At 64.7% G+C, this 11,411-nt stretch carries 7 protein-coding genes and 3 pseudogenes; 3 read left to right on the top strand and 7 right to left on the bottom strand.

Annotated features, from left to right (window positions below):
* Nucleotides 1-599: 599 nt before the first annotated feature.
* Nucleotides 600-1,328 (bottom strand): SDR family NAD(P)-dependent oxidoreductase, encoded by a 729-nt coding sequence (locus ASG40_RS11105; protein WP_055885287.1) that lies wholly within the window; start codon nt 1,326-1,328, stop codon nt 600-602.
* Nucleotides 1,325-1,960, bottom strand: a complete 636-nt coding sequence (locus ASG40_RS11100) for a DUF938 domain-containing protein (protein WP_055885284.1) — start codon at nt 1,958-1,960, stop codon at nt 1,325-1,327. Before ASG40_RS11100 ends, ASG40_RS11105 begins: the two co-directional genes overlap by 4 nt.
* A gap of 154 nt (nt 1,961-2,114) precedes the next feature.
* Between ASG40_RS11100 and ASG40_RS11095 the strand changes: the two genes are divergently transcribed.
* Entirely contained in the window at nt 2,115-2,735 is a 621-nt protein-coding gene (locus ASG40_RS11095) for a tyrosine-type recombinase/integrase (protein WP_055885280.1), read from the top strand.
* Between the two features lie 147 nt (nt 2,736-2,882).
* Here the strand turns inward: ASG40_RS11095 and ASG40_RS11090 are convergent, their stop codons facing one another.
* Both ASG40_RS11090 and ASG40_RS21210 read right to left on the bottom strand, forming a co-directional pair.
* On the bottom strand, nt 2,883-3,569 hold the full coding sequence (locus ASG40_RS11090) for a zinc metallopeptidase (RefSeq protein ID WP_055885278.1): 687 nt from the start codon (nt 3,567-3,569) through the stop codon (nt 2,883-2,885).
* 219 nt (nt 3,570-3,788) lie between these two features.
* Nucleotides 3,789-4,679, bottom strand: a complete 891-nt coding sequence (locus ASG40_RS21210; RefSeq protein ID WP_156387679.1) for a hypothetical protein — start codon at nt 4,677-4,679, stop codon at nt 3,789-3,791.
* Nucleotides 4,680-5,362: 683 nt separating this feature from the next.
* Here ASG40_RS21210 and istA point away from each other — a divergent pair.
* A pseudogene (gene istA, locus ASG40_RS11085) lies at nt 5,363-6,088 on the top strand (IS21 family transposase); the annotation flags it as partial.
* A gap of 657 nt (nt 6,089-6,745) precedes the next feature.
* Here istA and ASG40_RS11080 read toward each other — a convergent pair.
* From ASG40_RS11080 to ASG40_RS20605, 3 genes and pseudogenes are all read right to left on the bottom strand, one after another.
* A complete protein-coding gene (locus ASG40_RS11080; RefSeq protein WP_055885275.1) occupies nt 6,746-8,815 on the bottom strand; it encodes a GAF domain-containing protein in 2,070 nt (689 codons plus the stop codon).
* Complete coding sequence (locus ASG40_RS11075; protein WP_055885272.1) at nt 8,812-9,822, bottom strand: sensor histidine kinase; 1,011 nt, start codon at nt 9,820-9,822, stop codon at nt 8,812-8,814. Before ASG40_RS11075 ends, ASG40_RS11080 begins: the two co-directional genes overlap by 4 nt.
* A gap of 643 nt (nt 9,823-10,465) precedes the next feature.
* A pseudogene (locus tag ASG40_RS20605) lies at nt 10,466-10,753 on the bottom strand (transposase); the annotation flags it as partial.
* A 94-nt stretch (nt 10,754-10,847) separates the two neighbouring features.
* Here ASG40_RS20605 and ASG40_RS20600 point away from each other — a divergent pair.
* Nucleotides 10,848-11,021, top strand: a pseudogene (locus ASG40_RS20600) (transposase); the annotation flags it as partial.
* Between the last annotated feature and the right edge of the window lie 390 nt (nt 11,022-11,411).

Raw genomic sequence — 11,411 nt, 5'->3', positions numbered from 1 at the left:
GCGACGCCTGGAACAAGCTCATCGCCCAACCCTGGCGCATCATGTCCATCGGACTGCGCCGATGGGCCCATGGGTGCTGATCAATGAGAATTGGTATTACGCCGCTGCAAAGCGCCAGTTCCCGATACGTTCTCTACATGGATCGCTCAAGGATCTCGTCTCCATCGCCTTGAGGGCCGAGCCTGGCTACTCTGCCGTCCGATCGGATAGGGAGACAACATGCGCACCGCTTTCGCCCGCACGGCCCGGCTATCTCGCTTTTAGCGGCTGCGCAGGGATGGTGAGCGCTGGCGACGCGCTGTTTCGCATGCCTCGAACTTGATAGCCGCGGATCGCAGACATAGCCGGTGCGGTTCAGGTGCGACCACGAAGAAGCCGCTTGGGAGCCCCCTACCCCAAGGGTCGCAGCAGGGCTTGCGGCATGCCATTTCCGGCTGGCTTACTTGGACCCTCACAATCCTACGACCGCTCCATCATCTAGAGCGGACCTTGCACCGTCAGGAAGCGTAAGTCCGCTGTTGGCGCATGTCGGAAGCGATGCCTACTCTGAACGACCGCATGGCGTCGCCCCGGGGCATCCGTTCGGGCGGAGACCGCGCTTAGGCCGGGATCTGCGAGCCGTCCCAAGCGAAAACGCCGCCGGTGTCGACTGCGCTTAGGCCGTTCAGCACGCACAGGAGATGTGCCGCGCTCTCCTCGGGCGAGAAGACGCCGTCGGCAGTCGAGTCCGGCCGGAAGGGTCGCGACAGGCCGGAGGCGACTGTGCCCGGATGCAGGCCCACAACGATCGCCTCCGGTCGGCTGCGGGCGACCTCGATCGCAAGCGTTCGCAGGATCTGGTTCAGTGCCGACTTCGAGGCGCGGTATGCGTACCAGCCGCCGAGTCGGTTGTCGCCGATCGATCCAACCCGCGCCGACAAGGCGGCGAAAACGCATCGCTCCCGTCGCGCCAGCAGGGGCACGAAATGCTTGGCAACGAGTGCAGGGCCGATCGTGTTGACCGAGAAGACAGTGGCCATCGCGGCTGGGTCAAGCGCTCCGACCGTCTTCTCGGGCGAGACGCCCGCCCGGTGAAGAAGGCCGGTGGCGACGATGACCAGACCCACCGGTCCGGCTTCGCCGACCCTCGCCGCCGCCTCGGCGACCGTTGCCTCATCGCTCAGGTCGATCGGGAGGGTTCGGACGCCCTGCGGGACCGATGACGCCGAGCGGGAGAGCGCGAAGATCGGCGCATGGGTCGCGCGCTCGGCGAGCGCTCGGACCAAGGCCCCGCCTATGCCGCCGGACGCGCCGACGACGACCGCGCTGGTCGGGCACGAGGTGGTCAAGGCGTGACCTCCCTGTCGACGGCACAGCCTCGGCGCCCTCGGCGAAAGATCAGACTGAGGTTGTTGGCCGGCATCGCGACGCGCTCGGCCAGATGCAGATCGTGCGCTCGGGCGGCCGCCGCGACCGCCTCGATGTCGCGGACCCCCCAGGAGGCATTCCTGGCGCGCAGGCTGTCGTCGAACGCAGCGTTGCTCGACGCGGTGTGCGCGCCTTCCTCTCGGAAAGGACCGTATAGGTAGAGCACACCACCCTCAGCGAGCGTCGCTTCCGCGCCGGCCATCAGCCCGATGGTCGCGTCCCAGGATGCGATGTGGATCATGTTGATCGCGACCACCGCGTCAGCCCGCGCTACGGGCCACGGCTGACGGATCGCATCGATCGCCAACGGCGACCGGATGTTCGCCAGCCCGGCGGCGCGGGCGTGGGCGACGATGCTGCGACGAGCCGATTCATCGGGATCGCTGGGCTGCCAGACGATCGCGGGCAGCGCACCAGCAAAATGGACGGCGTGCTCGCCCGAGCCGCTCGCAATCTCGAGGACGAGGTCGCTGGACGAGAGGACGCGCTTGAGGACTTCGGCGATAAAGGCGGCGTTGCGGGCCGCGGCCGGCGAGAACAGGGCGTCGGGCATAGGGCTCTTCTAAAGGCGGCCGATGCCGAGTGCATGCCCTTTCGTTGCGACACGCCTGATCCGAGGCAGCGACGCGGTTTCAGTTCATGACGCGCAGCTACGGCGCGGGCGGGTCGCGGTGAGATGCTGATGGCTTCTCAAACGGAGTTTCATCATGGCTTCGACCAACGACACCACCCGCCGACCGTGGAACCTCGGCCGCCTCATCGGCCCTAAGCCGCCGTTCAAACCCAAGCACATCTGGGCGATACGCACCCGCCTGCAGCACGAGGGCCGCACGCGCGATCTCGCTCTGTTCAACACCGCCATCGACAGCAAACTGCGCGGCTGCGATCTCGTCCGCCTGCGCGTAGCCGACGTGCACCTCGGCGATGGCGTCCGCCTGCGTACCACCATCGTTCAGCAGAAGACCGGCCGGCCCGTACCCTTCGAGCTTACCGAGACCACCCGCGAGACGCTGGCGGCTTGGCTTAAGCTGCGGGGGCTAAAGTCTGGCGACTGGCTGTTTCCAAGCCGCAGCCGCCCGGGCAGGCACCTCACGACGCGCCAGTATGGCCGGCTCGTCGATGAGTGGGTGGCGCTGATTGGCCTCGACCCGGCGGGGTACGGCACGCACAGCCTGCGGCGGACGAAAGTCGCGCTGATCTACCGGCGGACGGGCAACCTACGGGCCTGCCAGCTGCTCTTGGGGCATACGAAACTGGAGAGCACGGTGCGCTACCTCGGCATCGAAGCGGACGACGCGCTGGTGATGTCGGAGCAGACCGACATCTGACGCTCACCGCGGCGGCCCCCGTAGGCCGCCGCACCCAGTTCCTCGCTTTCCGACAAAGGTACGACGCAGCAGTTCGGGTCTGGTCGAAAGGAGACGGTCCGCTTCCAGCTGTGCGGGGCAGAAAATCGGACGCTAGCCTCGGAGCTTCTAGAACGGAAGGAGTCGCCGAAAGCGGGCAATGTTTACGAGCGCCACGAGGGACGAGGCCACGTACGTGAGGGCGGCGGCGCGTAGTACGGTGCGGGCGCCGGGCATGTCGCCTGCGTCGAGGTAGCGACCCGTCTCCAGGATGGGCAGGGCCCGGCGGAAGCTCGCATCGAGTTCGACGGGCAGCGTCAGGAAGTGGAACAGGACGCGAATGCCGAGGAGCGCGATGCCGATACCCAGCTGCAGGGCGAGCAGGGCAGGCGAATGGACGAAGGCGAGCAACACGGGCGCGGTCATCATCACCAAGGCCGCGGCGAACTCGAAGCCTTGCACAACCGGGGCGAACCTCACCCGCGCCGCGAGGAGCCGGTCCCCTGCCGCGTGCTGGAGCGCATGAGCGACCTCGTGCGCCGCGACCGCGACCGCCGTGATCGAGCGGCCGTCATGATTCCCCGGCGACAGCCGCACGACGTTCGCGACCGGATCGTAGTGGTCGGCTGGCGCGATCTCGACGAGCACGTGCTCTAGCCGCGCCAGATCGAGCAGATGGCGGGCGAGCTCTCCGCCGGTTCCGGGCAAGTCCGGCCGCTCGGTGGCGTGTTGCTGCATCGCCCGGCGCACCCACCACTGGGGGCCGAACACCAGACAGAACAGGAGGGCGGCGCCAAGCGCTAGGAGGACGGGCACGAGAGATATGTAGGCACGCGGCCGTATCCGTGAAAGCTCGGCGCCTGACTTGAGACGTCCACTGTCCGACAATGGCCTGACAAGCGTCAAAGACCGGATTGGGTGGATAGTCACCCTTGGCTTCTTAACCCGGAATCAGACCTTAGTCTCAGCGCCGTGGCGCACCCGTGCTTTGGCTAGGTTGCCCGTAAGCGACCGGTCGACGCGGCAAGCCCGAGCCTAGGTCCATGTAGTCCCCTCAATGTTGGGACTGCCCGCAACGAGATCAGGTATTTTGTTCGCGAGACTCGCGACGGATGGGAGGAGAGCGGCAATGGTGCTAATGTAGCTCCGGATTTTGCTGGGCTCGTTTTCCTTTTTAGATAGTTCTGTTTGCAAGGCACTTAATATCGCCATCGCCGAGGGATTGCTGCTCTCGTGAACAATGGCCGCAATCTGGGCCAAAATTTCCTTGTCTACTCCTGAGAGATTATGGCCAGCTTGAGCAACATTCGTGCTTCCCACAGCAACTTGAGAATTGCTGGACTTCACGTTAGTCTTATGCACAATCTTACCTGGTCCCATGACGACCTCCGATGCGGTTACGCTGTTAAAAATGTTTACTGTCCTACGTCCATATAATCTGGGACTAATGTCTGGGCTGTGCATTCTGAGGCCGAGTTCGTAGATGTCGTACGAGATAGGTTCGCTATGCCGATCATTCAGCGGTCTTTGAAGGGTTCTCTCTTGTCCCAACAAAACCGATATAGAGTTTCGCAGACTTTTCCAACTCATTCTCTCGACTTTTGTATCGCGCATTTCGGCTATGACACGCTCTGGATTTAAATCTTTAACGAAAAAGTCGAAAAGCGGCTTGCAAACTTCGCTACTAGCTGTGGGTGAAACTGTTATCAAGAAAGTTTTAAGAGAAATATTGCCCTCATGAATGGATTGGGCAATTCGCAAACTATTTTGATTTGGTAGCGACATTGGAAGAACCAAAAGGTCGTATCTGTTTGCAAGAAAACGGGTGAAACCCACCATGAGTTTCGGTTCTTCGGGAAGTGTTTCGAGCAATCCGGAAGTTTTTACATTGTGACCTGCTGAATTAAGCGTGTCTTCCAACTGCATAGGCAGAAGATCATTACCAAGAAGGTGCGCAATTTTTATATTCGCGGGAAAGTGTGGGATCATCTGGCTACAGCTCAACTAATTACCAAGATATAAAATTTTTGGATTTATCGATCAAGCCTCTGTTCCTGACCAGTCACGCGCTGCCACGGGTTTCCCCGGTGTAGCCCTTCGTCCTTGATCGTCTCGACCACGACGCGATCTGAAGCGATATATTCCCGGGTTGCAAGCTCCTGGTGGTCAGGGTCGTTTAAGGCCGATCTGGCTGCCCGTAAGCGGACCTCCTAAGCTTCCGAGAAGGGTCGACACCGGACGGTCGCTTACCTGAAACCGAATGTCCGCTACCGGGCGGTGGGATGATGTCCGCTCATGGCGCAGAGGGGCAATGCTGAACGGCTTGGTTGGGTGGAAAGCAGTCTGGCTGCTTTTGAGAGGTGATGCCACGGAACCGGACCTTAGCTCGAGCAGAGAAAGTCGACGGCCTTGCGCCCATCTTGGCCGTTCGATGATAAAGAGCACGGTCGGGTCCCTCTAGAATCAACGCTGAGGACATTCCTATGCTTGCCGAAGGGGCCTTGTGCAGGGCGGTGACAAAACCATCCACTGGAGCGTCAGCGGGGTGCTGATGCGGCCGGTCTAAAAGCCGGCCAGGTGAGAGGCTTCTCTTTCGGGAGGGGCCCGGGATGTTTGCCGTGGAAGTCTACGCGGCGGTTCGGCAGTTTGTATTCAACGATGGCAACTCTCGTCGTGAGGCAGCCCGGGTGTTCGGGCTCAGCCGCGAGACGATTGCCAAGATGTGCCGGTTCTCGTTGCCGCCGGGCTACACCCGCACGAAGCCGATCGAGAAGCCGAAGCTGGGGCTCTTGCTGCCGGTGATCGATGCGATTCTGGAGGCAGACCGGATCGCACCCGTCAAGCAACGGCACACGGCCAAGCGGATCTTCGAGCGTCTGCGCGACGAGCACGGCTATACTGGCGGCTACACGGTTGTGAAGGATCACGTCCGGATCGCACGCGCGAGTGGGCGGGAGACCTTCGTGCCGTTGGCGCACCCACCCGGCCACGCGCAGGTCGACTTCGGCGAAGCTGTCGCCACCATCGGCGGCGTTCGTCAGAAGATCCACTTCTTCTGCATGGACCTGCCGCATTCCGACGCCTGCTTCGTGAAGGCGTATCCGCAGGAGACTACCGAGGCTTTCCTCGACGGGCATGTCGCCGCCTTGAAGTTCTTCGACGGCGTACCGCTGTCGATTCTCTACGACAACACCAAGATCGCGGTGGCCAAGATCTGCGGCGACGGCCGGCGCGAGCGCACCCGCGCCTTCACCGAGTTGGTGAGTCATTACCTGTTCCGGGACCGCTTCGGGCGGCCAGGCAAAGGCAACGACAAGGGCAAGGTCGAAGGTCTGTAGGGCGGAGGAAAATCAGGCCACGGGGCGGAGTAAATCCAGGCCACTTGAGCTTCACCAAGCCCGCAGAGTCCATCTTTAAAACGGTTTTCGGTGCAGACACTTACGCCGATGTAGCAGCTGAGAGACCGCGCCTGAGGCCGGTGCCGTTGAGGCCGGTTTGGTGGCCTGGATTTGCACCGCCCTGTACAGCCTTCCGGCTGCAGGAGGTCTTTCGGAGGCTGCCATGAGGCAAACGTTCTCCCTGGGCAATCCGGCACGCGTTGCCCGGCGCCAGAACCTGCGGCGCAGGGAGGCATGGCGACGGATGCCGTCTCCACTGCCTCCCGGACCGCCCAAGCCCGATCCCGGGCCTTTGCAGGCCGGGGAGATGGATTGGCTGACGCCCGTGGACGAGGGTGAAACGGAGGCGCTGCGCCGGGCTTGGTCCTTCGTCGAGTAAGGCCCTGCCCGTGTCGAGGTCGAGAATCTGCGGTAGAGAACGGCGCGATGCCGCCGAGCGCCGGGCCGTCCCCGGGCCGTCCCCAATTCGCGCCGGTTCACGCCGGGAGGCGCACGTGTCCGAGGACGGGCGACGCGCGGGAGGGCCCGGGCAGGAATCGGAATCCGTGGCCGAGACGCCTCATCCCAGGATCGCGACCCGCAAGCCCCCCGGCCTTAGTCCTCGACCTGGAAGGCCGCCAGGGGGGCCTCGACCGAGAATACCAATCCCGTCGGGGCATAGTAAACCTCGGCCACGCCCCCGACCCGTCCGGGCAGCCCGCGCTCGATCAGCCGGCTCCCGAACCCTTTTCGCGATGGGGGTGAGACGGGTGGACCGCCGCTCTCGCGCCAGATCAGGCGCAGCATCACCGCGTCGCCCTTGCCTTCCACCCGCCATGACAGGCTCACCCGGCCGGTGTCATTCGAGAGTGCACCGTACTTGACAGCGTTCGTGGCCAGCTCGTGCAGCATCAGCGAGAACGGCAGCGCGACCTTGGCGCCTATCCGCACATCCGGTCCCGAGACGTCGAAGCGCGACCCCGCCTCGGCGTGCAGGTCGAGGGCGCGCGTGGCCATGTCGAGGATCGGGCTGCCGCCCATGCGCCCGTCGAGGAGCATGTCCTGGGATTGCCCGAGCGCCGCCAGGCGCCCGGCCAGCACCTCCGTCGCTGCGGACAGGTCGGTGGCCGAGCGCATGGTCTGGGTGGCAATGGCCTGGACGACCGTCAGGAGGTTCTTGAATCTGTGGCTGACCTCGTGCGTGCGCAGCCGCTGCTGCTCCTCGGCGGCTATGCGCTCCAGGGCGAGGCGGGCCCGTTCCGCCGCGGCCTTGGCGAAGGACAGATCCTCGTCCGTCCAGGCGCGCGGTTCCCTGTCGTGCAGGCAGAGAACGCCGACGAGACGCCCGGCCGCCATCGCCGGCACGTTGACGAGGGCGCCGATGCCGTAGCGTCCTAGCGCCTCCAGGTTCGACGCGGTCCGTAGGTCCGTCCGCACGTCGGCGATGGCCACGGTCCTCCCAAGCCGCAGGTCGTCGACGTAGCTGCCGTAGTCCGCATAGCGATGGCGTCCGACCACGCTGGCCTGCCCGGGCCGGGCGTAATCGCGGTCGAAAGTGATGGCGCTCTCGGTGGCGTCGACGGTGCCGTAGGCCGCCCGGGTGAGGCGGAGCGCCCAGGCAGCCGCCTGTGCCACCTCCGCAGCGACCTCATCGGGCTCGTCGAGCTCCCTCAGGCGTTCGCCGAGGCTCGTCAGGGCGTCCTGCCGCCGCCCGGCCCTATAGGCGTCCGTCTGGTCGCGCGACACGGCGAGGAGGCGCTCCGGCCGGCCGTCCAGGCCCTTAATCGGCGAGACCACGACCTCCCAGTATCTGGGGACGCCCTTGAGGGTATCGGCCCAGCCTTCGAACCGACCGACACCGCCCGTGCTGGCCTTGGAGACCGCCGCCTGCGCCTGGGCGGCATACGGCCCGGTCCAGAACCGATGCCAGGCGGTTCCGGCGATGGTCAAGAAGTCGTCGATCTCCATGACGCGCTGGCCGGGCTCATTCATGAAGGTGAGGCGGCCGTCGAGGTTGAGCACCTTGATGCAGTCCGGCGATGCCGACAGAATGCTCTTCAGGAAGGCTTCGCTCGCCTGCAGCCGGGCCGCCGCCTCTTCCTGCGTGCCCAGGGCCCATCGTGACTCCATCACTTCGCGTCGCGCCTGCATCAGGGCCATGACCTGGTCGCCGAGGGCCCTCAGGACCTTGGCTTGGCTCCCGCTCAGGCCGCTTTGGCGAGGGGTGCGGTCGATCACGCACAGCGTGCCGAGCCCGTGTCCCGATGCGTCGCGCAAGGGGGCGGCGGCGTAGAAGCGCATCGCCGCCGGTCCCGTCACGGACAGGTTCGTCCGGGTGCGGGGATCCTCGGTCAAATCCGGGATGACGAGGAGACCCGTCTCGGGCAGGGCATGCGTGCAGATCGCGTGGTCCAGCGGCGTCTCGGTATGCTCGACCCCAACCCGGGCCTTGAACCACTGCCGGTCCGCGGCGACGAGGGTGATCATGCCGACCGGCGCCGCGCAGAGCTCGGTCGCCAGCCGAACGATGGCGTCGAAGGCTTCCTCCTGCGCGGTGTTGAGGATGCCGTAGCTCGACAGGGTCGCCAAGCGGCCCGGATCGGCGATGCCGTCGGGGAAAGGGAAACCTCCATCGGTGCCGGTCGCCCCGTCGGGACGGTAGTCGGTTGCGACGTTTCGCGTCATGGGCCGAACGCGGACGAACGCAGCGCTTCCAGTGGAAGGTCGAGATGGCAGCGCATTCCCTTGGGCCGGAAGGTCAGGGCGACGCTGCCGCCGAGTTGACGCCCAAGGGCATCCTCCAGGAAGCGGCGCCCGAACCCCTTCCGGGTCGGCGCGGCGATGGGCCTGTCCAGGCGCTCCAGCCAGTCGAGGCGCAGGCACGGGCCGCGCCCGTCGCCGCAATCGGCCGTCTCCCAGGTCACCGCCAGGAACCCGTCCGGCCCGGACAAGGCGCCTGCGGCCACGGCGTTGAGGATGAGTTCGTTGAAGGCAAGCCCGAGGGACACGGTCGCTTCTGGGCCGAGTTGGACGGAGGGGCCGCCCATCTGGATGCGCGCCAGATCCGCGAGCGGAGCGAGACTGCGCGCCAGCACGTCCGCGAGCTCGACCGATGCCCAACGGCCCGTCTCCAGCAGGTCATGGGCCCTCGACAGGGCGTGCAGGCGTGCCTCGAAGGCACGCCGGAAGGCGACCGGCTCGGGCGAGGTGCGCAACGTCTGCGTGGCAATCGACTGGATGGTCATCAGGGTGTTCTTCACCCGGTGGTTCAGCTCGTCATGCAGGCGGCGCTGGTGCCGCTCCGCCGCGCGGCGCTCGGAGATGTCGCGCGCGATCTTGGACGCGCCGACCACCCCGCCGTCTCCGTTACGGATGGGGGAGACACACAGCAAGATGTCGAGGATGGAGCCGTCCTTGTGCCGGCGCTGGGTCTCGTAGGCCTCCACCCGCTCGCCGTGCCGGATGCGGTCGAGGATACGGGACGCCTCGCCCAGGCTACCTTCGGGCACCAGCATCGCGACTGGCTGGCCCATGGCCTCCAGGCCGGTGTAGCCGAATAGGCGCTCGGCGGCCGCGTTCCAGGTCGTGATGCGACCGTCGAGGGACTTCGAGATGATGGCATCGTTGGAGGATTCGACGATGGCGGCCAGCCAATGCTCGGCTGTACCGGCGTCCGGCGTATCCAGGGGCATCGGTGCCGCCTTCCTGCGTCCCGGGGAAGGTGCCCACCCCCCTTCGGGACCGAAGGTCGGTGTCGTCGCGGGGCGGCGCCCGGGTGGGGGCACCCCCAGTCCGTCGACACGGCAAGGGGCCAAAAGGCGGCGTCGCTTCCCCACGTCGAAGTCCATCTCGGGCGAGCGTTTCCGATCCAGGGCCCGTCCCGGCCACGATGTGGCGACACGGCCGTCAGAAGGGTTCAGTCCGTCAAATCCAGAGTTCGATACCCAGGCTTGACCTTATAGCACGTTCGTCTTGATACAATAGGATGCCGCATAAAAACTTGCACTCGATCCGTAATATGATATGAAAACTTCCATTTCCGGGCATCCGGGGGGTTGAATTCCATCTCTGACAGATTTCATCACATTGCGCTCCGCGGCTGTGATGCATCAACCGAGGCGGTTCGTTCGTGCCGCCGCTCGGTAGCGATGCATGTGAATCGGCTTCGAAGTGGGACCCCAACAAAGGTGCAGCTAATTGCTTGGTCACAGTACAAGAACTTAGTTGAAAGTGGGGTAACGATCGGCGCCGATCGTGACCCCACCTGCGCCGAAGAATACGCTATGAAAACAATGGCTTAAGATAATCGTGAGAGGGGTCGTGGTTCGAGGCTTTTTTTGACACCATGCGGCGCGGTTCCAGGAAGCCAGGGAAGTACGAGCCTTCCTCAGCTTCGGAATGCGTAGCTCGACCGTGCCCGCCCGCGTCTGCCAGTCCCGGTCACGATACCCATTACGCTGGACCAGACGCTCGGCGCTCTTCTCGCCGTGGGCCGCCCCGGTCAGGCCCGCCCACCTCCAGCTCCATCAGCCGCTCAGCGGCAAAGACGATCATCTACCGTAGCAAATCCGCGTCGGCGCTCTTCTCCATGAGACTGCGAAGCGTCATCATCTCGTCGGTCATCGGGGATCTCTCGGGTGCGGGGTTGGCTGTCGCAACCCGACCCTAGCCGGCAATCGCCGATGACCACCCGTTACCTACACCACCGCGTGGGACACGACCCCATCGCCTCGCCAGGGCCGAGTTCGCCACGATCCGCCTCCGGCTGCTTAAGCTCGGCGCTCGGATCCGCGAGACCGCTGCGCGCGTCCGCCTCGCCTTCGCCGCGGCGTGTCCGGAAGCCGACCTGCTACGCCACCTTGCGACCGTGCTCGTCCCAGCCCCGGCTTGAACGGCGGGGCCGAGACGCCCCAACAAACCCGCTCCCATCCCTCAAACACCGACGCAACGATCCGAATCCATACGCGTCATAGTGGACGCGCAATCCGGCGCGCCGTCAGCCGAAAACACGTCGTCGGCCAAGCCCTAATGAATAAGACGGGTTAGACCCCGTTTCATAACCCGCGTAGCGAGGCTTTGGGCCATGCGTCGCCCTCTTCGCAGCTCCGATGAATGTGCCCGAGCCGCCGCCCTTCTTGGCCCTCACGCCGGGAGGCAGCGAGTTATGAAACGGGGTCTTATACCAAGCCTCGCTGAGCAGGACTCACGCGGGGTAGCGTCAGCATCTCGGTCGTGATTCCTTCCTTGGGTTTGGAGCCTGAGGAGGATGCGATGGCTGCTC

Source organism: Methylobacterium sp. Leaf399 (genome assembly GCF_001424525.1).
GTDB lineage: Bacteria > Pseudomonadota > Alphaproteobacteria > Rhizobiales > Beijerinckiaceae > Methylobacterium.
The sequence above is the reverse complement of the archived record's forward strand: the minus strand, read 5'-3'. Positions and strand labels throughout refer to the sequence as shown.

Bases quoted from the DNA above. Each gene is read 5' to 3' on its own strand.
- ASG40_RS11100 (WP_055885284.1), bottom strand. From the start codon at position 1,960: ATGCCCGACGCCCTGTTCTCGCCGGCCGCGGCCCGCAACGCCGCCTTT.
- ASG40_RS11095 (WP_055885280.1), top strand. From the start codon at position 2,115: ATGGCTTCGACCAACGACACCACCCGCCGACCGTGGAACCTCGGCCGC.
- ASG40_RS21210 (WP_156387679.1), bottom strand. From the start codon at position 4,679: ATGCAGTTGGAAGACACGCTTAATTCAGCAGGTCACAATGTAAAAACT.
- ASG40_RS11080 (WP_055885275.1), bottom strand. From the start codon at position 8,815: ATGACGCGAAACGTCGCAACCGACTACCGTCCCGACGGGGCGACCGGC.
- ASG40_RS11075 (WP_055885272.1), bottom strand. From the start codon at position 9,822: ATGCCCCTGGATACGCCGGACGCCGGTACAGCCGAGCATTGGCTGGCC.